This is a genomic window from Mesorhizobium sp. LNHC252B00, assembly GCF_000502955.1.
GTDB lineage: Bacteria > Pseudomonadota > Alphaproteobacteria > Rhizobiales > Rhizobiaceae > Mesorhizobium.
Map to the genome: position 1 here is coordinate 12,349 of NZ_AYWO01000013.1, position 22,511 is coordinate 34,859.

Genomic DNA, 22,511 nt, shown 5'->3' on the forward strand with positions numbered 1-22,511 from the left:
GCATCAAAGGAGCACGGATTTGCCCTCCTTACAAATTCGGGAAGTTATGGCGAGAAACTTTCGGTTCAGGCGAGACAGGCCCACAATCCCAGAGTTTTTAACGACCTCAGGCAAGAATGGAGTTGTCAGATTTCTCGCCAGCATGCTCTGAGGCTGCTCTAGCCCAAGAGGGTCCGGTGATCGCGCTATCTTGCGTCCGCAGAGATTGACCCCGCCGAGCAACCCCAAATCGTGTCTACGATATTGGAGGCTTACAGCCCAAGCCCCCGTTTCCGGCCGAAGCCCCATTCGATGCTGCCGCCAACCCTGGCTACACCGGTGATGTGTTGGCTGAGTCTCTTCTCGATCAGAGGAGACCACGGGACGAGATGGAAGCCGCGACCGTTGTCGATCATGGCGAAGCGGCCCGACGTGAGCGTGAGGCGCTGACGGTAGACACCGGCGACATGCTCGCCAGCGGCCGCCTTCATGTGCGGCCGGCCGGTTTCGGCCAAGAGCCGCGCGGCGGCGGCGTCCAACTCACGGCGGGTCAGGGTGTTGAGGAGGTCGCGCTGCAGGATGACGCGCTGGCCTTGTCGGCGGGCGAACCCTTCCTCGGCGAGATGGTCTGCGCGGGCCGCCGTGGCATCGCGAACCTCGCGGCCGAAGCCGCCCATCGCGAGCGGCATCGGTTCGCGTTCGACCAGCCGATGATCGAGCCAGGTCGCGCCCGGCGCGGTGATCTGGCGGTTCAAATCGAAGTCCGAGCGATTGGCAAGCACGAGCGTCGGCTGCTCGTCTCCCGATCCGCCGAAGCGACGGACCTCGACGATGCCGCCGATTGGCGGCGCATGCTCGAACGCCTCGATGCCGCGGAAGCGGACGTGGTGCGCGCGGCCGTCGGTGCCGTCGACTACGGCGTAGGCCTCGCCGGTCAACTCGTTCTGAAAACCCTTGTCCACCAGCCGACCGATGATGAGCGCGCCTGTCGCGCCAGCGTCGATCACATAGTCGGCGATGCCGCGATCCTGCCCGCGCTCGGTGAAGGCGCGGTGCATCGTCTCGATGATATCGCCGCGCATGCCGATATCCCGGAGCGAGCGTTCGGCCTCAAGGCCAACCATCCATTCGCCGGGACCGGCCGGGGTGGCGAGGCCCATCTTCTCCAGATGCTGGACCCGGCCGATCATCAGGCGACGGCTTTCGGGATCGGCGGCGCCGGTCGCTTGCGGGCGCAGGTCGATGTACCCGGTCTCGTCGGCTGCGATGCGGATTTCCACATCGAGCCGCGTCCAGCGCTCGGCGGTGATCTCCTTCTCCAGCGCGTTGCGGATTTCGTGCTTAGGTCGGGGACCCAATTCGATAGATACCAGCTCCGCGGCGCGCGAGCGCAGGCCACGGCTGATATAGTCGCGCGAGATCACGAGGTCCGCGCCGGTGTCGTCGACCCCACGCACCAGCAGATGGACGTGGGGGTTGTCGGTGTTCCAGTGATCTACGGCGACCCAGTCGAGCCGGGATCCGAGATCGGCTTCCATCTGCTTCGCAAGGTCGCGCGTGAAGGCGCGCAGGTCCGTCATCTCGCCGGCGTCCTCGGGCGAGACGATGAAACGGAAATGGTGGCGGTCGTCCTTCGAGCGTTCAGCAAAGGCCACGTCATCGGCGCGGTCGCTGCCGGCGTCGAACATTACCGCCTTCTCGCCGCCACGTGTGACGCCGTCGCGCTTGAGATAGGACAGGTGTGCGGCGAGCGGAGCGGAGCGAAACGCCTTGCCCGAATGCCGGGCAATCCGCGCAGCGACGACGACACGTCGGCTAGAGGAGAAGAGCCGGTTCCGGCTGAAGCTGATCCGGCCGCGCCCGAAGCTGGAGCGGCCCAGAACGGGCGAACGGCCGCTCCTCGGCATTGAACTGAACGCGCCATCGGTATGGCCGGCGCGCTTGGCGGCGCGGAGCACCCGGTTGATGAAGTTTTTTGGCTTCGGTGCGCGGGTGCTGCGGATGCGTCCTGGCCTGACGCGAAAGTCGCTGTCGCCCTCGGTCATGGCAGCTCTGCCAACAGCGGCGTCACCCGCGCAGTGCTGGAAACCACGTTGAAATCCTTGGAAAAACCCTCGAACGCGGCACGCGTCCCGACCGATAGGCACGCCGGAAAACAAGCCATATCAATGGCTTGGAGGACGACCGGTGAGCCTCTTTTATCTTGCCGTCCTAAGCTCGTGTTTCCTCGCCACTCCTGCAATTCCCTCCACCCTCCGCCATTCCACGCCGGGCAGCGCGATCCCGCGAAACTCGTCATCGTGGGCCGCCAGAGCCGGGACGGGCGATGAACAGGCCATCGGAAATGGGCGAGATGGCGGAGAGATCGTGCACGGGAGTTGCCGCCGGGGCGTCATCGGGCCGGCTATCGCGCTGCGCAGGATCGACAGCCGGCGCATGCTCGGATCGCGCGGAGAACAGCGGCGCGAGCGTCCAGTTACCGCGCTCGACGCCCCCGGCTACGAAAGGGCGATCAAACTTTCCGCCTCCGACAATTGGAGCGAGGGCAGCGACGTAGGCGCGCGTTTCTGCTGGTAGCGCACGTCTGCCCGCGAGGTATTCCTCGTAGCGGCCAGGGCCTGCATTGTAGGCGGCGAGGAAGCCCGGAGAACCATACCGGTCATGCATCTCGCGCAGGTAGGCTGCGCCTGCCAGGATGTTGTCACGTGGGCTGAAGGGATCGCCGCCGAGATGGTGGCGAAGACGAAGATCGGCCCACGTCTCGGGCATGATCTGCATCAGCCCCATGGCGCCCACAGATGAGATCGCCCGAGCGTCGCCCCAGCTTTCGGCGCGCATGACGGCGCGTATCCAGCTCTTCGGAATGCCGAAGCGCTGCGAGGCCTCGGCAACAATTGCGGCGTAGGGATCGCCGGGAGCCTTTCGCTCGATCGGTGCATTCTGCGCGACCGTGGCCGGCGACAAAGCGACGATCGAGATAAGGCCGGAAAGGACAATGAATGCGCCGCGGACGAGGATCTTCGGACGTCCGGTGGAAAAGCGGTGGCGGGAGATCGGCATGGCCTCACTCCCGTTCGCTGCGTTTAGGCGAACGGTTCCAGTGCAGCGACCATGACCCATTGTCGGCATCGGACCGGAAGAGGTTTGCCCGAATCGGCTGCGCGAAGACGGGATCGTCGATCAGCAGCGAGACGTATTCGCCGGCCTTGTCTCCGGTTCGCTTCCAGCCTGCACCGACCTCTGGTCCGTCACCATCCCCGCCCATCTGGATGCGATAATCCGGCGCCTTTTCGGAGTCCGAGGGCTCGGCTGGAATGAGAGCCAGTTGCACGTCGAGGGTGAGCGTGCGGACGCGGCCGGAATATCCGGACTTCGTGCGGGTGAATTCTCCGATCTGTGACATTTCTTTGCTCCTTTCTGCGATGGGCGTTTGAAGGTTCGGGCGCGATCAGTGGTTTGGTGCGCGCCAGTCGTAGCCGCCGGTCCCGCCCTGCTCGGTCCACAGCGGGGTGGCGCGGCCGATGATCAAGCTGGTCGCAATCGGCCCGAAGTAGCGACCATCGAGACTGTCGTGGACCTGCGCATTCATGAGGAAGACTTCGCCGCTGACGATGCTCCGGCAGCCCTGCCAGACCGGCAGTGGGCGGCCGAGGTGATCCCGTTCGAGCGCCTTGCCAATCTCGATTCCATCGACGGTGATGGCGAGGCCACTGCGACAGACTTCCTGTCCGGGAAGGCCGACGATGCGCTTCATCAGCGGCACACCGCGCGGCAGGTAGCCGTTGTCGGCAAGGAGGCTCGCCAGTGGTTCCGGAGCATCGACAGCGACAAGATCGCCTACAGCAAGCCGCTCGGCCGGGCGGATGCGGTAGAGACCGATCGGGGTGCTCGCCGATGCGTTCCAGATCAGCCTCGGCGCGACATGGATGAAGGACAGTCCGCCGATCGCCAGCACGGCGAAGTATGTCGTCATGACGTAGCCGAAGCGGGTCATGGCTCGGTCCTCCGGCGAAGAAGCCAGGCGCGGTGCTGCTCGCGGGCGTAGGGGCGTGGCTCTTGGTCGGCCTTCAGACGGTTGTGGACATGGCGCCAATGGTCGGGCGCGACATCGACGGGATCGATGCCGAGCGCCTCGATGGCGTCGATGGCCTGCAGCACGCGCTCGACCTTCGGCCAGCGGTCGACTTTCAGCAGGATGTCGCCGCCTGGTCTGACGAAGGGCAGCGTCTGGAACGGTTCGCTGTCACGAACCGCGCGCAGGATGTCGATGCGCGAGATGATCGTGCCGAAGTCATTCGCGGCCCAGCGGACGAAGGCGAAGGTCGTGTTGGGTGCGAACCCGACGACGCGGTGGCGCTGGTCGAGAACCTGCTCGTGAACCTTTTGACCGAACCTGATCCAGTGCTCGATCCGCTTCTCGATCCAGGTCAGCTCAACGAGGGTTGTGGATGGTGTGGCAACGCCGGACTGTCGGCCGCCGCGCACACGTGGCGTCTGGTTTCGGGTCACGGAGTGTCTCCTTGGCTCTCGGGAAATTCGCGGGCGAGCAGGTCGCGCAGCATGTCGGCGACGGTCTGGCCGCGTTTGAAGGCGACGATCTTGATGCGACCGCGCAGCTCGGGTGTGACGTCGATCGTCAGCCGGGCGCTGAAAGCGGAGCCGTCATTGCTTCGACCCGGCGCTATCCCGGATTCCTTGATCCAGTCCTCGGCGGTGCCGGGACGGGCGATGAAGCCGCGCTTCGGGGATCGCCCATTCATGGCGCGATCCTTCCAACTTCGGCAGCGAAGGCCGCAATCTCGCGTGAAGCCCGGCTATCCTCGTCTGTCTCAAAGACGAGGCGACCCGATTGTGCGGATTCGGCATAGGCGACGCGCTGGCCGATGGTCGCGGCGAGCACCGGCGGATCGTGATCGGCCAGGGTCTCGGCCGTTTCGCGGGCGATGACGGTACGCGAGGCGCAACGATTGAGCACGAAGCGAGCGACAAGCTGGGGGCGGTAGATCCGCGCCTCTCGGATTAGTGCCAGCATCTCGGCCGCCGCCCAGCCATCGAAGGGAGACGGCTGAACCGGGACAAGCGCAAGATCGGCCGCGAGCAGCGCCGAGCGCATCAGCGCGGCGACACGGGGCGGCCCATCGATGACGATATGATCGGCACCACGGGCCAGTTCGGGCGCCTCGCGATGCAGTGTATCGCGCGCCAGGCCGACAACCCCGAACAGCCGTGGCAGACCTTCCCGGGCGCGCTGCTGCGACCAATCGAGAGCCGAGCCCTGCGGGTCGGCATCGATCAGAGTGATGCGCTTTCCCGTCCTGGCCCATTGCCCGGCGAGATGCAGCGCCAGCGTCGTCTTGCCGACGCCGCCTTTCTGATTGAGGAGCGCTACGATCATTTTGCCCCTCGCGGCTTAGGTTCGAGGGGAAGTTCAGGTGTCGGAACGCCGGATTTACTGAAAGACGTATACGGGAAGATCGGGAGCTGAAGCGTCTGTGTTTCGTTGCGATTGCCGCCGTCGGCAGAGCTTTCAACGATGCCAGGCGCGCTAAGAGAGTTAGATTCTGTGTTAGATTCTAAGTTAAGGGCGCGATTTTCGCTTGCCGTGCAGTCGGTTAACCCCGGTTTGGGTTCCCGATAGCACGAGCCTCGGGTTCCCGATGGCACGATAGTGCGGGTTCCCGATAGCACGAGGCCGTCCACAGGTCTCCTTTTAGGAGATGGCTCAAAGGAGAGCAGCACCCGGCCGCTGATTTCGACCTCGATGAACAGGGTGTACCCGGGCAGCGGCTGGCGTCTGACGATGTCGCGCAGCTCGAAGGCAACCGCTTGAAGGGTGAGAGGCTACCGGACTTCAGGTAGAGATGGCGGAAGTCGAAGCGCCAGCCGGCGCGCTGTCGGCCGCCATGCTTGCGCACGAGCCGATAGAGCCAGCGGTCAAGCCCGCCCGTCAGCGAAAAGTAGTCGCGGTCGATGGTGAGCACGAGCGCATCGTCGAGGACCGCCTGGTAGAACCAGTCGGGGACGATCAGCTCGATGCCGGCGGGACGCCCGCGCCGATCCGTGCGCTCGACCCACTCGTTGATCCAGGAGAAGCGGCGCCGACGACCCTGCGCGGGCTGGCGGATCGTCGTCGCCACCGTTGTCGATTGCAGGCGATCGAGCGCCGCCTTCAGGCGCTGGTAGTCGCGCGCGCCGACGCCGCGTCCGATAAAAGTGAGAATTTCGTAGGGCGTCGCCGCCATGAGGCGCGACGTACGCAGCCCGGCGTCGCGAGCCTCGACGATCTGGCTTGCGGCCCAGATCAGGATATCCGCGTCCCAGATGGTCGCCATACCATGTTCGGGTACGGCTTCGACGCGGATGACGACGTCCCCGGCGGAGAAGTCGATGGGCTGTATCCGATGGGATTTGGAGAGGCTGAAGAACGGATAGGCCATGAGATCCTGCGTGTCTCGGGGTGCGAGATCGCTGCCACGCGCACGGAACAGTTCGAGTTGTCCGCGTTCCGACAGGGGGCGACGGCGCACCGGCATTGAGGAAACCTGCGCGACGGTCAGCGGGCGTGACGGCCGGCAACGACAGGCGTCACGGCCTCATGGCGCTTTGCGGGAAGAACAGTGCCGCGGGGATCGGAGGTCGAAGTAACTGCGCCCCGGTCCGCCCAGGCCTGCAGGTCGTCGATCGCGTAGACGACGCGACCTCCGAGTTTGCGATAGGACGGGCCGGTCCCGTAGGTCCTGTGTTTCTCCAGGGTGCGGCCGGACAGACCCAGGAATCGAGCAGCTTCGGGAGTACGCAGAAAGCGCGGCGGCAAGCCGGTGAGGTTGGCGGACATGATCGGGCCTCCGAGAGGTTCGTTGAAGCCGCTGGCGATCAGCGGCGGACGAAGGCCACGGTGGCGGAGAGGCGCCGCGAGGGGGATGGCGAAGAGGGGCAAGCTAAATTCGCACCCCCCGGGGCGCGAAGCGTATCAGGACTTGCGGCGATGGCGCAGAAGCTTGCGATAGCCGCCGGCGATCATGGCGCGGCCGTCCTTGACGAGGTCTATGGTGCTGTCTCGAAGCGCCGAGGTCTTCCAGGAATCTGCTGCGACGCGCGGCGCGCCGTAGATGACGTTTGCGATCTCGCGGTAGCTCGCGCCGTTCATGCTGCCGTCGACGGCCTGCAGCATGTGGCGCAGCCTTCGGCGTTGCTGTACCGTCAGGCGGGTATCGGGGAGAACGCGACGGCCATGCAGTGCGCGCCAGAGCCGCGTGACGGCCTCGATGCGATCGAAGCCGTCGGCGTCAAGCGGAACAAGGGCCGCCAGCGGCTGATCGGGCCGCGCATCGCCAAGCACCAGAAGGCGGATGGCGGCGGCACCCTCGCCGTGCACAATGCTCAACCCCTCCGGACCTAACTGCGCGTTGCGGGGATCGAGATCAGGTGGCGCAACGCCTTCCAAGTCCGGCAATGGCCACCGCGGGATCGCTGTGAGCATGACTGTGCCCGGATCGGCTTCCGGCGCCCAGAACACCGTTGTCTTGATGGCACTGAATGTTGGGTGGACAGGGAAATCGCAGCCCCCAGCGCATTCGCGCCAGGTTCGTCAGGCGCTCACGGTCCGCGTCGGGACGTTCGACTTCAGCGTAGTCGCGCTGATAGTCGGCGTTGCGGCGCAACCATTCCCAGGCGAGATCCGCGGCGACGAGGTCGTCGAGATAGTCGTACATCGACGAGGATCGCCACTGTGATGTGTCAGGCCGCATCAGTGTCCTCCAGGCTTGCACCTCTCGTGCATGCTCGGAGCAACACGATTGCCGGATGGAAAGGCCTCGGGAAGTCCTTGCGTGGACAACGCGCGATGCGGGCGCCGCATCGCGGTCGAGTTAGTGACCGCTCTCGCGAACAAGCTTGCGGTAGCCGTGCGCTGTCATCCAGCGTGCGCGGGCAAGATGGGTGTCGTAGACGCGGCGGGCTCGTTCGGGTTCGAGGTTAGCATCTAAACCAAAGAGGATCGAAACCGCCTCGTGCCAGTCGGCACCGTCCGCCGCCGCGTCAAGCAGGCGGATATACAGCGTCATGTGCTCGCGATCGTACCTGGTGAGCTCTTGGCTCTCTGGTGGCTGGTCCAGAAACGCTTCTTGTGTCACGCCGATCTCCCGCAGCCAGTCATCTCAGCGTCTGCATCATTGTCAGCAGTATAGGCCGGAAGGTGAATGCGCGAGTGCACGAAGGCATCAGGTGATGCGCGCGGCGCATCGCCGCGCCCAGTTCGATCAGTCGTCTTTGCGGAAAAACTCGATGGGATCGACTTCCAGAACTGCGGCGAGCTTTTCGAGCATGTCGATTGTGGCGGCATGTTCCTCGCGCTCAAGCATGCCAACATAGTTGCGATTGACGTCGGCACGATCCGCAAGCTCCTCCTGCGACAAGCCAGTGGCATGTCTCAACCGGCGTAAGTTCTTCGCAATTCTCTCCCGCAAGATCATTCGGGAGGAGTCGCCGGCTACCTAATATACTGCCACCCAATATACTAGGTATTCGTCGTTTGAAAACCACGTAAGTGAAATTGCGCGTAGAGCTCGGTGACCAGACGCGTGGCGTGACCGCGCGTGGTTGCCTATTTTACAACGCTTGAGGAAGGGTGCACATGTTGCCACTCTGCCACTGCCCGCGATCGTCATCACGACGATGAAGAGTGATTGTCGGTCGAGTCGCGGCGCGACATTCACGAAGCAGAAGTTCGGGCTGTTATCCCAGAGGGCGCTGTCAGCCAACAACCGCTTCTAGCGAGCGGAACAGAGCGGATGCCGAGCACCCATCACCCTTCCAGGAGATGTGTATTCGGCGCCCGCGATGTCAGCATACGACTACGCGTTTTGGCACGTTTCCGCGCGTTTTCATGGCGGCGGCCTGGCGACTAAGCCGTATTCTTTCGCGGCTTGCGCGCCTTGAGCAAGGCGGTGGGAGCCGGCGCGCGCCAGACGACCTGATAGGCTTCCACGACGTTGCTGGCGGTGACGCCGAGGCCCGGAAGCGCGATCCAGGGCGGGGGCTGGCGCTCGAGCAGGCCGAGAATGGTGGCAATGCCGGCGGCAACACCCTGGTCGTAAGGTAGTTGCGCGGCAATGCCCTTGATAAGACCACCGCCGGCAAGGTCGGCAGCGACATCGTTGCCGAGGTCGACGGTGGTGATTGGGATCGTCTTTCCCGCATCGAGGATAGCGGCGGCCGCGCCGGTCGCCGGCACGTCCCAGACAGCGAACAGGCCAGCAAGATCAGGGTTGGTGTGCAACAGATCAGCGGTTGCGGACCTCGCCTGCGACACATCAGCAAACTTGCCGCGCACCAGCGAAAGGTCTGGCCGGTGGGCTGCCATCCACTTGCGGAAGGCAATCTCGCGTTCGTGCGTGGCGAAGAAATCCACGCCATAGGCCAGGACGCCGATCTTGCCACCCTGGGCCACATGCGGTGCCAACAGTTCCGCCCCGATCTGCCCCAGGCCGAAATTGTCGGTGGAGATGACGCTGACATAGTCCTTGCCGGGCAGCATGCCGGTCGGAGCATTGTCGAGCAGCAGAAGTTTCTTTCCGGCCGTCGATATCGCACGATGGGCATCGGCAGCCCGGCTGCTGCCGATAGGGATGGAAACGACGGCATCGACCGGTTCGCCGGCCAGCCGCCGCAATTCGGAAATCTGCCTGTCGATGTCGAAAGCGCAGTCGATCACCTCGACCACGGCCGCACCGTAGCGACCGAGCGTGGCGACGATCCCGGCCAGCTCCTCCTTGGCCCAATCGCTCATCGTGGTGTGCAGAACCACGGCGACCGAGAAATGCCGGTTGCGAGCGGCGTCGGCATCGGCATCCGACAGCCCGACCTGGTTGGCCGGAACCGCGCGTTCGCCATGCGGCCCAAGGCCGGTGATCGCCATTGCTCAATCCTCCCCAGACATCCGCGCCACTCGCTCGATTTCGCAGATATTATGCAAACGGTCCTCCCGGTGGCCGGGGCTTGGCCGGCCGAGCACTGGTGTCGAACGCAGCCCGTGCCAGAAAATCCTTGAATTCCGGATGTTCGCGTGGCGAGCCCAGCGTAATCCACCCCTGCAGAAATCGCGCCTCGAACAACGCTTCAGCCACGACCTGCGCGGCGCCGACCAGTCCGGCCGAGCCGCCCATCTGCGAGCGCACGATGCGTAGGTCGCGCGTGACCACCGGATGCGACTGCCGGTAGACCGCTTCGCGCACGGCCGCCAACAATATATCGCCGGTCTCGGCAACATTGCCGCCGAGCACGATCAGCGACGGGTTGAGCAGATTGGCCAGCGGCGCCAGGACTTCGCCGACGGCGCGGCCGCAGCGCCCGAGAAGGTCGATGCAGAACGGATCGCCCAACTGGGCGCCGTGGCCGGCATCGGTGACAGTGACCTCGCCGGCGCGCGCCAGCGCCTCGGCCAGATAGGGGCTGCGCCCGCTCTCGGCCGCTTGGCGGGCCTCGCGTCCCAAGGCCTCGCTGCCGGCGACAGCCTCGAGATTTCCGCCCTCGATGAAGGTGTAGCCGATCATGCCGGCAGCGCCCTGGGCGCCCCGGTGCAGTGCGCCTTCGGAGATCACGCCAGCGCTGATCGAGCGGCCGAGCTTGACGAAGATCATATCGGTCAAGCCGACGCCGCTGCCCGATTTCAGCTCGCCCATCGTCATCGTCTGGACGCCGCTTCGCGCCCAGACCGGCGCGCCAACAAGCGCGGCCAACTGCTCGACAAAGGGAAATCCATCCCAGTTCTGGAATGCGCTCAGCGCCGGCGCGAACAGCTTCTGGCCATCGGGCTTCTCGACTGGTCCAGGCACCGCCAGACCGATGCCCCAGATCCCCCCTTCGCTACCGTGTTCCTCCAGCATCCAGGCAAACAGCGTCGCCAGCCGCTGGACCACCGGCTCGGGTCCCGCGGCCAGTTCCACGGCCTCGTGATGCTCCGCGAGCAGACGCCCGGAAAGATCCGAAATGCCGACCGCCAGCGAGGAATGATCGAGCACGGCGGCCAGGATCATGCCCATGCGCGGCCGGAAGCGAACATGGCGCGGCGCCCGTCCGCCAATCGCCGGCCCGAGTTCGCCTTCCTCGATCAACCCGAGCCGAAGCAGGGTCGCAAGGCGGTCGGTGACGACGGCGCGTCCAAGCTCGGACTGGTTCTCCAGCTCCTGGCGGGTCGTCGCCTCCCCGGTCCGCACAAGATTGAGAAGCGCGGCCAGGCTGCCATGCGCGGATTCGCTGGCGCGAGGCCTGCCGGCGGCGCGACGCGGCTGGGCGGTCTCTCCGTCTGCGTTGCTGCGCACGTCCTTATCCTTGCCGCGTCTCGTTCCCGGCGTGCCGCCACGTCCGTCGGGCGAGAAGCGATCGTCCCAATGGTTGTCGTCAGGCCGCGTCTTGCCATGGGTAACGTGACCCCATTTACGGATCAAGTGGTAACTTTTGTTGTTTATCGGCAAAAGATGGCCGACTTCTGCATTTTAAACGTTGACGTACCTTGTGAACCACGCATAAGTTCGCGCCAAGGTTCGGAGGAGAGCCTACGCCCCAAGGCCGGCACGCCGCCGGCAGCAAGGACAGAGATCGCCGCACCGGCGATCGCAGGGTCTCCTCAAGCCAACAATGCCGGGATCCACGCGCAGCGCGGTTACATCTGGCTATGCCCGGAGGAGACGACATGCAGGTGAAGCTGGCCTATCATGCCAATTGCTGGGGCGCGCTCGGCGGCAATGCCGTCGGCGTCACCTCGATCACCCAGTTGACCTATCGCACCTTCGGCGACATGGAGCAGGCGATCCGCGACATCGGCGCGGCCGGATATGCCGGCACCGAACTCTTCGACGGCAATATCCTCGACTATGAAGGCCGCTACGGTGTGCTGCGCAGCGCACTGAAGCAGTCCGGTGTCGCGCTTGTTGCCGGTTATTCCGGCGCCAACTTCATCTTTGACGATATCCTTGGCGAGGAGCTGGCGCGGATCGAACGCGCGGCCGGTGCCGCGGCCGAACTCGGTGCCGAGCATCTGGTCGTCGGCGGTGGCGCCAAGCGCGCCAAGGGCCGCCAGCCCGATGATTTCAAGCGCCTCGGCGCGGCACTCGACAAGGTCATCGACGTCGCGGCCAAAGCGGGCTTGCGCGCGCACTATCACCCGCATCTGTCGACCATCGTCGAGGCCCCCGACGACGTCCGCGAGATTTTCAAGCATACCGCGATCGATTTCTGTCCGGACACCGCGCATCTGGCAGCCGCCGGCGGTGACCCGGCCGAGCAGATCCGCGAATTCAGCAACCGCATCAGCTACGTGCACCTGAAGGGCTGGCAGCGCGACCCCTTCGCCTTCACGCCGCTCGATCGCGGCGACCTCGACATGGCGCCGATCGTCCAGGCGCTCAAGGACACCGGATTTTCCGGCTGGATCGCCACCGAGCTCGATGCCTGGCCCGATCCCAGGCAAGGGGCGGAACTCAGCATGAACTATCTGAAAAAGGCCATAGGGCCGAATTGAACCAACGGGCATCGCGCCTGTCATCAGGGAGGAGACCTAAATGACACGTTTCACGACAATAGCCGGAGCTTTCACGGCGGCATTGCTGGCCACCAGCCTCTACACTGCTGCCCCCGCCTTCGCCGACCCGGATTCTGCACTTGCCGAACTGCAGAAGACGGTGCTCTCCAAGGGCCCGAACGGCGAAGCCCCAGCGTCGGCGGCATCCGTCAAACTGAGCGACGAGGAGCTTGCCAAGATCAAGAGCATGAAAGCGACAGCGGCGATCGTCATGCACTATGGCGGCAATGACTGGTCGCGCGCGCAGATCGCCGGCTTGAAGGATCAGTTCGGCAAGATGGGCATCGAGGTGATCGCCACCACCGATGCCGGTTTCAAGCCGGAAAAGCAGGTCGCCGACCTTGAAACGGTGATGGCGCAGAATCCCAAGATCATCGTTTCGATCCCCACCGATCCGTCGGCAACGGCCTCCGCCTACAAGGCTATCGCCGACAAGGGTGTGAAGCTGGTGTTCATGGACAATGTGCCGGCCGGCTTCGTCGCCGGCAAGGACTACGTGTCCGTCGTCTCCGCCGACAATTACGGCAATGGCGTCGCGGCGGCGCATCTGATGGCCAAGGCGCTGGGCGGCAAGGGCAACATCGGCCTGGTCTTCCACGCCGCCGACTTCTTTGTCACCAAGCAGCGCTATGACGGCTTCAAGAAGACGATCGCCGACAATTATCCCGACATCAAGATCGTCGCCGAGCAAGGTATAGGCGGGCCCGACTTTACCGGCGATGCCGACAAGGCGGCCTCGGCGATCCTCACCTCCAACCCCACCATCAATGGCATCTGGGCGGTGTGGGACGTGCCGGCCGAAGGCGTCATCTCGGCGGCCCGCACCGCTGGTCGCGACGACCTCGTCATCACCACCTGCGACCTCGGCGAGAACGTCGCCATCAACATGGCAAGCGGCGGGTTCGTGAAGGGCCTGGGCGCCCAGCGTCCGTTCGACCAGGGCGTCACCGAAGCCTTGCTCGCCGGCTACGGCCTGCTCGGCAAGGAGGCTCCCGCCTTCGTTGCCTTGCCGGCGCTCCCCGTCACCAAGGACAACCTGCTCGAGGGTTGGAAGGCCGTCTATCACGCCGAGGCGACCGACAAGATCAAGGGCAGCATGTAACGCGCCCTGCGGCCGGCGCACTCCCCGCCGGCCGCACCTTTTTTCAGTTCGATTAGGAGACCATCATGACCAAGACGCTCAACGTGGCGATGATCGGCGGCGGCTTCATGGGCAAGGCCCATGCGCTTGCCTATGCGGCGATGCCGATGTTCTTCTGGCCGGCGCCCGCCATTCCCGTGCGCAAGGTTGTGGTCGACATCACCGAGGCGCTGGCCGACGAAGGCCGCCGCCGCTACGGCTTCGAGGAATCGTCTTCTGACTGGCGCGCGGTGGTGAAGCGGCCCGACATCGACGTGATTGACATCGTCACCCCGAACGACAGCCATGCGGCGATTGCAATTGCGGCGGCAGAAGCGGGAAAACACATCATCTGCGAAAAGCCGCTGGCCCGCGGCGGCGACGAGGCAAAGACCATGCTCGATGCGGTGAACAAGGCCGGCGTCATTCACATGGTCGCCTTCAACTACCGGCGCACGCCGGCAGTGGCGCTGGCTCGCCAGTACATAGAGGAAGGCCGTATCGGCAATATCCTCAACTTCCGCGGCACCTATCTGCAGGACTGGTCGGCCGATCCGGATTCGCCCTTGTCCTGGCGCTTCCAGAAGAAGATCGCCGGTTCGGGTTCGATCGGCGACATCGGCACCCATGTCGTCGATCTCGCACGCTATCTGGTCGGCGAAATCGCCGAGGTCAGCGCGCTGGTGCGCACCTACAACAAGACGCGACCGATCCAGCGCGGCAATCTCGACAGGCTGGGCGCCGCCGAGAAGAACACAGGCGCCGAGCGGGCCGAAGTCGATGTCGACGACGAGGTGGTGACGCTGCTCAAGTTCGCCGACGGCGCCATCGGTTCGCTTGAGGCGACCCGCAACGCCTACGGCCGCAACAATTTCATCACCTTTGAAATCCACGGCACGAAGGGCTCCATTGCTTTCAACTACGAACGGCGCGACGAATTGCAGGTGATGTTCGCCGATGATCCCGCCGATGCTCGCGGCTTCAGGACCGTCTATTCCGGTCCCGCGCATCCCTATGGATCGAGCCTGTGGCCAATCCCGGCGCTCGGCATCGGCTATTCCGAAACCAAGATCGTCGAGTGTTTCGATTTCTTCTCGGCCATCGCCTCGGGCAAGCAGCCTTCACCCAACTTCGATGACGGTTACAAGACCGAGCGCGTCGCCGACGCATTGATCGAGTCTGGCGCAAGCGGCCTGTGGACAAAGGTACGGCCGTGACTGCCGGGACGCCTGTTCATGCAGTGGAAATGAAGGGCGTCACCAAATCCTTCGGCGGCGTCAAGGCGCTGGTCGATGTCGACCTGCAAGTGGAGAAAGGCGAGATCCACGCCCTACTCGGCGGCAATGGCGCCGGCAAGTCGACCATCCTGAAAGTGCTGAACGGCGTGCATGTGCCGGACAGCGGCGCCATTCTCGTCGACGGCAAGCCATTGACGGAGATCTCGCCTGAGGCCTCGCGCCGGGCAGGCATCGCGATGATCTTCCAGGAAATGAGCCTGATCCCGACGCTGACCGTGGCACAGAATGTGTTCCTGACCCGCGAAGCCAAAGGCGCGTTCGGCCTGATCGACGACCGCATTGCCGAAAAGCGCGCCAAGGACCTGTTCGACATGCTTAAGGTGGAGGTCGATCCGAAGGCGACGGTCGGCAATCTGGGCGCCGGCCAGCGGCAGCTGACGGAGATCGTCAAGGCGATCTCGCAGAACGCCAAGGTCCTGGTGCTCGACGAGCCGTCGACGGCGCTGGCGGTGTCTGATGTCGAACGGCTGTTTGCCTTCCTGCGCAAGCTGAGGTCGGAAGGCGTCGCCATCATCTATGTCTCGCACCGCATGGACGAGATCGCCCGCATCGCCGACCGCGCCACCATCCTGCGCGATGGCCGCCACGTCATCACCGCGCCTTTGTCTGAACTGCCGATCGAGACGATGATCGAGCATATTGTCGGTAAGCGTTCACGTGGCCTGTCCGACGTGGTGCGCGGCGAACCGAGTCTCGGCAAACCGCTGCTCGAACTCGACAATGTTTCAGGGGCGGTGAAGCCCAGAAATGTCAGCTTCGTCGTCCATAGCGGCGAAGTGGTCGGCCTTGCCGGCTTGCTCGGCTCCGGCCGTTCGGCGATCGCGCGCGTCATCGCCGGCATCGACCCGATCGTCGAAGGCGAGATCCGCATCGCCGGCCGACCAGTGCTGATCGCGAGGCCGAGCGACGCCATCGAAGCCGGTGTGGCGCTGGTGCCGGAAGATCGTCTGCGACAGGGCGTCATACCAGAGCATTCAGTCGCGTCCAACATGACGCTCGCCGTGCTTGACCGGCTGAGCAACAAAACCTTCGTGTCGACGAAAAAAGTGCGCGACCTGACCGATGGACAGATCGCACGGTTACGGGTCAAGACCGCTTCTCGTAACAGTGCAGTGCGCACGCTTTCGGGCGGCAACCAGCAGAAGGTCGTTATCGGCAAATGGCTTTCGACCGAGCCGGAAATCCTCGTCCTCGACGAGCCGACCTCCGGCATCGACATCGGCTCGAAGTCGGAAATCATCATGCTGGTGCGCGAGCTCGCCAAGGCCGGCAAGGCGATCGTCATGATCTCCTCGGAACTGTCCGAGATGCTGTCGGCCTGCGACCGCATCGTCGTCATCTCGGATGGGCGCGTCGTGGATGATATCAGTCGCGCCGATCTCGACGATCCTTCAGCGCCAAAGGACGATCCGGTCGCGCAGCTGCAGGCGGCCGAGCGCAAGCTGCAGATCGTCATCCAGAAAGCTCTGACCAAGAGCCAGGGAGGAACACATGTCCACTAGCCAGGCAGCCGCGCCCAGGGCCTCGCTGACGGCGCGGCTGGGTCTCACCAACTGGCGGCAGAACATCATCTATATCGGCTTCGTCGTGATCTTCATCATTTTTGCGATCACGCTGCACGACAAGGGCTTCCTCAACCCCAACAATTTGCTCAACATCGTACGCCAGACGGCGATGATCGCCGTGATGGCGATAGCCATGACTTATGTGCTGTCGGCTGGTGAGATCGACCTGTCCGTTGGGGCGGTGGCGGGACTGGCCTCGGTGACCACGGCAATGGCGATCGACGCCGGAGGACCACTCACCGGCATTGTTGCTGGTCTCGCCACCGGCGTCATCGTGGGATCCTTTAACGGGCTGCTCACGACGCGGATCGGAATTCCATCCTTCCTCACCACGCTTGCCACGATGGGCATAGCCACCGGCACCGCGATGTGGATCAGCGATACGGCGGCGGTGCCGATCATCTCGAAGATCTATTCCTGGATCTTTGGTGGCGGCAACATCGGGCCAGTGCCGGTGCTCCTGATCTGGATGCTGGTGCTGGGTGCCATCGGTCATGTCGTACTGAGGCGGACGAGCTTCGGCCGTCGCGTGCTGGCCACCGGTGGCGGCGAGATCGCCGCGCGTTACTCCGGCATCGACACCAAGTCGATCAAGTTCCGCGTCCTTATCATCTCCGCCATGGCGGCGGCACTGGCCGGCATGCTCTATGCCGGTCGACTGCAGTCCGGGCGGTTCCAGCTTGGCCAGGGCGACGAACTGTCGGTCATCGCCGCGGCAGTGCTTGGCGGCACCAGCCTGTTCGGCGGTTCCGGCACCGTGATCGGGACGATTGTCGGCGCGCTGATGATCGGCCTCATCAACAACGGCCTGATCCTGATGGGACTGGAATTCAGCCAGCAGCTGATCGCGCGGGGCGCCATCATCATCCTTGCTGTCGCGCTCAGCCAGGGAAGGAAATGACATGACAGTTCCCTACACGGTGATCGGCACTGTCGTCGCCAAACCCGAAACCCGCGCGGAACTGCAGAATATCCTCTCTGGCTTTGTCGAGCCGACGCGCGCCGAGGAGGGCTGCATCAACTACGACTTCCATGTCGATCCGGCCGATCCTTGCGTGTTCATATTCTATGAAAACTGGCGCTCGAAGGACGATCTCGACCGGCATCTGGCAATGCCGCATCTGCAGCCGCTGTTCGGCCGCCTCGACGACCTCGTCGCGCGGCCGGTCGATGTCCGCCGTTTCGTCATGCTGAGCCAGATGGCGAAATAAACCCTATTGGCATGTGAATCCATGAGCGATCGTTTCGAACCCATCCGCTACGGCATGGTCGGCGGCGGGCAAGGCGCTTTCATCGGTGCGGTGCACCGGATCGCGGCGCGCATGGACAACGACTTCGTGCTGGTTGCCGGTGCGCTGTCATCCGATCCGGCACGTGCGAAAGCATCGGCCGCCGAACTCGGGCTCGATCCGGATCGCAGCTATCAATCCTACGCAGACATGGCCAAGGCCGAGGCGAAACGCCCGGACGGCATCGAGGCGGTCGCCATCGTCACACCCAACAATGTGCATGTGCCGGCGGCCAAGGCATTTCTCGAAGCCGGCATCCACGTCATCTGCGACAAGCCGCTGGCAACGACGCTTGCCGAAGCCAAGAAGCTGGCGGCGATAGTCGAGAAGACTGGCAAGGTGTTCGTGCTGACCCACAACTACACCGCCTATCCGATGATCCGGCAGGCGCGCGAGATGGTGGCCAAGNGGCAAGGTGTTCGTGCTGACCCACAACTACACCGCCTATCCGATGATCCGGCAGGCGCGCGAGATGGTGGCCAAGGGCGTGCTTGGCGATATCCGCATCGTGCAGTCCGAGTACCCACAGGACTGGCTGACCGAGGACCTTGCCGCGACCGGCCAGAAACAGGCGTCGTGGCGGGCCGATCCGAAGCAGGCAGGCGCGGGCGGCGCGCTGGGCGACATCGGCACGCATGCCTACAATCTGGCGCGCTTCGTCTCCGGGCTGGAGCTCGATACGCTGTCGGCCGATCTCGACGCCTTCGTGCCGGGGCGACTGCTCGACGACAATGTCAACGTCATGCTGCGCTTCAAGCCGGTCGGCAAGACGCATCCGGCCAAGGGCATGATCTGGGCCAGCCAGGTGGCGCCCGGCCACGAGAACGGGCTGAAGCTGCGCATCTATGGCTCCAAGGGCGGGCTGGAGTGGGTACAGGCAGACCCGAACTATCTCTGGTACACGCCGTTCGGCCAGCCTAAGCAGCTGCTGACCCGCAATGGCGCCGGCGCGCTGCCGGTCGCGGGCCGCGTCAGCCGCGTGCCGTCCGGCCATCCGGAGGGCTATCTCGAAGGCTTCGCCAACATCTACCAGGAAGCGGCGCGGGCGATTCGTGCGGCGCGGCGCAAGGGTGGCAAGCCGGCAAAAGATGTCGTCTTCCCGACCATCCAGGACGGCGTCGAGGGCATGGCCTTCATCGAGGCCTGCGTGAAGTCTTCGAAGAAGAATGGGGAGTGGACGAAGCTGGGCGCAACCTGAGATTGGCAGGACGGACTTGAACCCATCAACGAGATTGAATGTCATACTGTCCCACCGATTTGTGGATCTCTGATTCAGAGTGTTTCCGCACGCTCCCGGTCCGCTCAACCAACATATCGGCACCATTCGCAATGGTGTCTCTGCAACTGCCCACGATGGTGACAAGCGAGCGATTGTCGGCCCAGTCACGGCGCGACGCACGATGCATCCGTTTTCCACTTGCAGCTTTCCACAAGTCCGGCTTGATTGGCCAGCTGTTCGCGAACCAGCGTTGAACCGATCAGGTGCCTGAAAATGGATAAGGCCCCGCCCGGTGTGTCCGGGCGAGGCCTTGCTCGGGCGTTATTCCCCGTTGCGGCGGCTGGGGCGGGACCAGATGAGGCTGAAGCCTTCGCCTTCCTCGTCGTCGAAGAGGTTGGCGTAGATCGGAGCGTTGAAGCTCGGGTCATCGAGCTTGAGGCCGAGGTAGTCGCGGCCCTCGTTGGAGGTTTTGGACCAAGCGGCGCCGATCTCGGCGCGGCCGACGAAGACGCGGTGGCTTGGGGCGTTCTCGCCGACCTGGCGGCTCTCGGGGACGATGCGGACGTTCTTGGTCTGAAGGCTCAGGGTGACGATTTCGCCGGTGAATTCGTTGCCGGACTTTTTGAAGGTGCCGATGGTCGCCATGGTAGTTCTCCTTGATCTTTGCTTCGAGCCCGCACCATTGCGGCCTCGATGGCGATCGGCAGGCCGGAGGCGATCGACGCGGCATCGCTTGCGACCGCAGCGTCAGCGGAGGATGGCAGCCAGGCGACTTTGTTGTTTCGCGAGGAATGACGGCGCAGCCGGCAGGGGAAGAAAGTCGATCTGCGCCATTGCCGCATAGGCGGTCGAGGCATAGCCGACCTTCGGTCAGATCAGGCCATTGATGAGGCCGTTTTGGAGCGGTCGACCTGCAAGAGGACCTCAAGCGAGAACATGGCGACCGACGTTCACTTTGAATAGCCGGCGTTGCTCCACCGCGCTCAGCCCGCCTTTCGACCATATCCGCAATGTCACCGGAGCCTCCCAGGGAGGAGACCACCGTTGCATCTGCGATCGACGGCCGCTCAAGGTCGTCATAGCGGTCAATGCCAGACGGGGTACTGCTCGGATCTGAGCCGTGCGGGTGGGAACCCCTTGGTTGAACGCTCTGTCCGTGACCCCTGACGCAGCGAGGAGCGGCTTGGTAGTGATCCTCGCTGTCCTGGCTCTCAAAGCTCCGGGTGGCGCCTAGCCGCGAGCGACGCCTCGCATTGCTGGCTCGGGCGGTGCCATAGCCAGCAACCGAAGCCAAGCGGCAATGCCGACGGCGATCGCGCCGACGATCGAGAAAGCGATTTGCCAGCCCACGGACGGCACAGCGAGCGTCGCAAGACCATGTGTCGCGTGATAGCCGGCGACCGATGCTGGTGCGGCAAAGAGGAGCGCGACCGCAAGACGAGCCCAGACCGGGCGAACGAATGTGAAGGTGAATTGGCCGACCGTGAGTGTCGCGCCGGTGGCGGCGATGCCGACGATCAAAGCGCCGATCGGACCGGCTCCGGTGCCGTAGGCCCACACGCCCGTAGATCGGAAGAGCGTCGTGTAGGGAANTTCCCTACACGACGCTCTTCCGATCTAAAAGGTCTGACGGTCGCGCCTCCACCACCACCACGGCGCAGTTTGAAGTATAGCCGAAGATGAGCGGCGACGGGGGCGGAAATCCGGCAGGACTTCCGCTCCTGCGGCGAGGCTGGCCCCGTCAGGCGGCGAAAGGATCGATCTCGTGGACGATGGCGCTGGTATCGCCGTCGTATTCGCTGGCGGGCATGACGCCGAGGCTGCCGTCGCCGGCCTGAAAAATGATGATGGTGACCATGAGGGTTGCGGCGAGGCTGAAGGCGAAGGCGTGAGCGTCGTTGAGTGACATTGTTCCGGCTCCTGTCCTTGGAGGCGGGAGACCATCCCCCGCGCGACAGGCGCCCGATGTGTCCGGCCCGTGGCCGCAATCACCGCGGGGGCGAAGCCTCAAGGCCGCACGCTCGCGTAGCGGACCCTTTACGGGTTGATGGCATCAGGCCATGGGCCGGACCAAGGATCAGCGCTATTTGGAAGCGGGGGTGGTGTTCGCTTGCTCAGGAGCCTTTGTCACGAGCCCCAAAAAGGCCCACTGCCCCTTCTGCAATCGGCGCGGGTGTGGCCGGTCCGATCGTTCTGGAGGATTTGTGTCATGGCAGAATTCAAGGATCGCGATCTGCATTTAGTGAAGAAGGCGTTGGCCATCGCAGTGCTGGCGATCGATCGACAGCCGGGGCCGTTTCAGTCAACATCGGATCAAAGCGACATGAAAGCGCTGCTGGATCGGATGATCCATGGCGATGTGGAACTGGAGCACTATGCACGCGCTGCCCGAATCGCGGTGACGGGAAAAACTGACTGAAAGCCGGTTTTCAGTGAAAATAGCGATACGGCTTTACGGAAATGCGGCGGCGCTCACGCGCCGCCCGTCTTGCGGAAGTCGTAGGGCTTGATCCCGAGCTTGCGCGCCTTGTCGGCGAGGTTGTCCTGGATGCCGGTCCCCGGAAAGACAATCACACCGATTGGGAGGACGTCAAGCATCTGGTCATTGCGTTTGAAAGGTGCGGCCTTGGCGTGCCTAGTCCAATCGGGCTTGAAGGCGACCTGCGGCACGTTGCGGTTGTCGGCCCACTTGGCCGCGATCAGTTCGGCTCCTTTGGGCGATCCACCATGCAACAGCACCATGTCGGGGTGCTTGGCGTGGACCTTGTCGAGCGTATCCCAGATCAGTCGGTGATCGTTGAAGTCCAGGCCGCCGGTGAAGGCGATCTTGGGTCCGGCCGGGAGCATCACCTCGGTTTCTGCCCGTCGTTTGGCGGCGAGGAAGTCGCGGCTGTCGATCATCGCCGAAGTCAGTGTGCGATGATTGACCATTGATCCACTGCGCGGCCGCCACGATGATCCGGTGTGACGCTCGAAGTGTTCGGCGGCTTGGTCGCGCATCAACTCGAAGACGTTTCGGCGCTCGATCATGGTCTGCCCCTCGGCGGTCAGGCGTTCCAGGTCGACCGACTTCACCTCGCTGCCGTCCTGTTCACGCTGGCTACGGCGCTGCGCCTGCTCGTTGTCGTCCAACTCGCGCTCGATCCGGCTGGTGGCGCGGTGGAAGAGATTGACGGTCGACCACAGCAGGTCGTCGAGGTCGGGCTCGAGGCGCGTGTCGCTCATGCTCACGATCAGGGCGTCGAAGATGTCGGCGATGGCGCCGGCGACGATGTTGCCTTCGGGGAGTCGTCGCGGGTCGGCTTCGTCCTGGAAGGGCCGGTAGCCATAGAGCTGGAGTTCAGAGAGGAAATGGTCGGTGGACGATGAGGCGTGATGGGGCTCGAAGCCGGTGTCGTCCTGGTCGATGGTCATGGGATGCTCCTTCGTCGGATCAGCCGCGACCGTCGCGGCCTTCATGGCGA

At 64.0% G+C, this 22,511-nt stretch carries 25 protein-coding genes and 2 pseudogenes; 8 read left to right on the forward strand and 19 right to left on the reverse strand.

The genetic code is table 11. The features are described 5' to 3' along the window. Positions 1-251: 251 nt before the first annotated feature. From X744_RS152855 to X744_RS0137295, 15 genes and pseudogenes are all read right to left on the reverse strand, one after another. Positions 252-2,024 carry a DUF3363 domain-containing protein gene (locus X744_RS152855; protein WP_023760165.1) on the reverse strand — a complete coding sequence of 591 codons (1,773 nt, stop codon included), beginning with the start codon at positions 2,022-2,024 and terminating at the stop codon, positions 252-254. Positions 2,025-2,274: 250 nt separating this feature from the next. After that, the gene (locus X744_RS152850) at positions 2,275-3,039 is read right to left on the reverse strand and encodes a lytic transglycosylase domain-containing protein (RefSeq protein WP_023760166.1); all 765 of its coding nucleotides are present in this window, start codon (positions 3,037-3,039) and stop codon (positions 2,275-2,277) included. Between the two features lie 4 nt (positions 3,040-3,043). Continuing rightward, a complete protein-coding gene (locus X744_RS152845) occupies positions 3,044-3,382 on the reverse strand; it encodes a DUF736 domain-containing protein (RefSeq protein WP_023760167.1) in 339 nt (112 codons plus the stop codon). Positions 3,383-3,427: 45 nt separating this feature from the next. Next, complete coding sequence (locus X744_RS152840; protein WP_023760168.1) at positions 3,428-3,973, reverse strand: S26 family signal peptidase; 546 nt, start codon at positions 3,971-3,973, stop codon at positions 3,428-3,430. After that, the gene (locus tag X744_RS152835; RefSeq protein ID WP_023760169.1) at positions 3,970-4,488 is read right to left on the reverse strand and encodes a DUF2840 domain-containing protein; all 519 of its coding nucleotides are present in this window, start codon (positions 4,486-4,488) and stop codon (positions 3,970-3,972) included. The genes X744_RS152840 and X744_RS152835 overlap by 4 nt, the downstream gene beginning before the upstream one ends. After that, positions 4,485-4,739, reverse strand: a complete 255-nt coding sequence (locus X744_RS152830) for a hypothetical protein (RefSeq protein WP_023760170.1) — start codon at positions 4,737-4,739, stop codon at positions 4,485-4,487. Before X744_RS152830 ends, X744_RS152835 begins: the two co-directional genes overlap by 4 nt. Next, a complete protein-coding gene (parA, locus tag X744_RS152825) occupies positions 4,736-5,374 on the reverse strand; it encodes a ParA family partition ATPase (protein WP_023760171.1) in 639 nt (212 codons plus the stop codon). The genes X744_RS152830 and parA overlap by 4 nt, the downstream gene beginning before the upstream one ends. Then, positions 5,371-6,512 (reverse strand): annotated as a pseudogene (locus tag X744_RS01000000169860) (replication initiator protein A). Before X744_RS01000000169860 ends, parA begins: the two are co-directional and overlap by 4 nt. Positions 6,513-6,532: 20 nt before the next feature. Beyond that, positions 6,533-6,814, reverse strand: a complete 282-nt coding sequence (locus X744_RS152820; protein ID WP_023760172.1) for a helix-turn-helix domain-containing protein — start codon at positions 6,812-6,814, stop codon at positions 6,533-6,535. Positions 6,815-6,949: 135 nt separating this feature from the next. Further along, the gene (locus X744_RS0137285) at positions 6,950-7,354 is read right to left on the reverse strand and encodes a DUF2285 domain-containing protein (RefSeq protein ID WP_245266700.1); all 405 of its coding nucleotides are present in this window, start codon (positions 7,352-7,354) and stop codon (positions 6,950-6,952) included. A 46-nt stretch (positions 7,355-7,400) separates the two neighbouring features. Then, entirely contained in the window at positions 7,401-7,691 is a 291-nt protein-coding gene (locus tag X744_RS1000000174510; protein WP_198032237.1) for a DUF6499 domain-containing protein, read from the reverse strand. Between the two features lie 156 nt (positions 7,692-7,847). Next, positions 7,848-8,111: a DUF2285 domain-containing protein gene (locus X744_RS152815; RefSeq protein WP_023760175.1), complete on the reverse strand. Its 264-nt coding sequence runs from the start codon at positions 8,109-8,111 to the stop codon at positions 7,848-7,850. Between the two features lie 126 nt (positions 8,112-8,237). Continuing rightward, positions 8,238-8,450, reverse strand: a complete 213-nt coding sequence (locus X744_RS152810) for a helix-turn-helix transcriptional regulator (protein WP_023760176.1) — start codon at positions 8,448-8,450, stop codon at positions 8,238-8,240. A gap of 431 nt (positions 8,451-8,881) precedes the next feature. Then, on the reverse strand, positions 8,882-9,895 hold the full coding sequence (locus X744_RS152805) for a substrate-binding domain-containing protein (protein ID WP_023760177.1): 1,014 nt from the start codon (positions 9,893-9,895) through the stop codon (positions 8,882-8,884). A gap of 49 nt (positions 9,896-9,944) precedes the next feature. Continuing rightward, on the reverse strand, positions 9,945-11,423 hold the full coding sequence (locus tag X744_RS0137295; RefSeq protein ID WP_023760178.1) for an ROK family protein: 1,479 nt from the start codon (positions 11,421-11,423) through the stop codon (positions 9,945-9,947). 245 nt (positions 11,424-11,668) lie between these two features. On the opposite strand from X744_RS0137295, the gene X744_RS152800 reads away from it, so the two are divergent. The 7 genes and pseudogenes from X744_RS152800 (at position 11,669) to X744_RS01000000169865 (ending at position 19,026) form a co-directional block, all read left to right on the forward strand. Further along, a complete protein-coding gene (locus X744_RS152800) occupies positions 11,669-12,496 on the forward strand; it encodes a sugar phosphate isomerase/epimerase (RefSeq protein ID WP_031260506.1) in 828 nt (275 codons plus the stop codon). Positions 12,497-12,536: 40 nt separating this feature from the next. Next, a complete protein-coding gene (locus X744_RS0137300) occupies positions 12,537-13,658 on the forward strand; it encodes a substrate-binding domain-containing protein (protein WP_031260508.1) in 1,122 nt (373 codons plus the stop codon). Between the two features lie 65 nt (positions 13,659-13,723). Next, positions 13,724-14,893, forward strand: coding sequence for a Gfo/Idh/MocA family oxidoreductase (locus tag X744_RS152795; RefSeq protein ID WP_023760180.1), 1,170 nt, complete (start codon positions 13,724-13,726; stop codon positions 14,891-14,893). A 29-nt stretch (positions 14,894-14,922) separates the two neighbouring features. Further along, the gene (locus X744_RS152790; protein WP_031260510.1) at positions 14,923-16,476 is read left to right on the forward strand and encodes a sugar ABC transporter ATP-binding protein; all 1,554 of its coding nucleotides are present in this window, start codon (positions 14,923-14,925) and stop codon (positions 16,474-16,476) included. Continuing rightward, complete coding sequence (locus tag X744_RS152785) at positions 16,466-17,440, forward strand: ABC transporter permease (RefSeq protein ID WP_023760182.1); 975 nt, start codon at positions 16,466-16,468, stop codon at positions 17,438-17,440. The genes X744_RS152790 and X744_RS152785 overlap by 11 nt, the downstream gene beginning before the upstream one ends. A 1-nt stretch (position 17,441) precedes the next feature. Next, positions 17,442-17,750, forward strand: a complete 309-nt coding sequence (locus tag X744_RS152780) for a putative quinol monooxygenase (RefSeq protein ID WP_023760183.1) — start codon at positions 17,442-17,444, stop codon at positions 17,748-17,750. Positions 17,751-17,771: 21 nt separating this feature from the next. Continuing rightward, positions 17,772-19,026: pseudogene (locus X744_RS01000000169865) on the forward strand (Gfo/Idh/MocA family oxidoreductase). A gap of 342 nt (positions 19,027-19,368) precedes the next feature. Here X744_RS01000000169865 and X744_RS152775 read toward each other — a convergent pair. From X744_RS152775 to X744_RS1000000174515, 3 genes are all read right to left on the reverse strand, one after another. Next, positions 19,369-19,692, reverse strand: a complete 324-nt coding sequence (locus X744_RS152775; RefSeq protein ID WP_023760184.1) for a DUF736 domain-containing protein — start codon at positions 19,690-19,692, stop codon at positions 19,369-19,371. A gap of 585 nt (positions 19,693-20,277) precedes the next feature. Continuing rightward, complete coding sequence (locus X744_RS152770) at positions 20,278-20,607, reverse strand: hypothetical protein (protein ID WP_023760186.1); 330 nt, start codon at positions 20,605-20,607, stop codon at positions 20,278-20,280. Between the two features lie 181 nt (positions 20,608-20,788). Next, entirely contained in the window at positions 20,789-20,956 is a 168-nt protein-coding gene (locus X744_RS1000000174515; RefSeq protein ID WP_023760187.1) for a hypothetical protein, read from the reverse strand. Positions 20,957-21,256: 300 nt separating this feature from the next. On the opposite strand from X744_RS1000000174515, the gene X744_RS152765 reads away from it, so the two are divergent. Next, the gene (locus tag X744_RS152765; protein WP_023760188.1) at positions 21,257-21,466 is read left to right on the forward strand and encodes a hypothetical protein; all 210 of its coding nucleotides are present in this window, start codon (positions 21,257-21,259) and stop codon (positions 21,464-21,466) included. 53 nt (positions 21,467-21,519) lie between these two features. Here the strand turns inward: X744_RS152765 and X744_RS152760 are convergent, their stop codons facing one another. After that, entirely contained in the window at positions 21,520-22,461 is a 942-nt protein-coding gene (locus X744_RS152760) for a DUF2493 domain-containing protein (RefSeq protein ID WP_023760189.1), read from the reverse strand. Positions 22,462-22,511 lie beyond the last annotated feature (50 nt).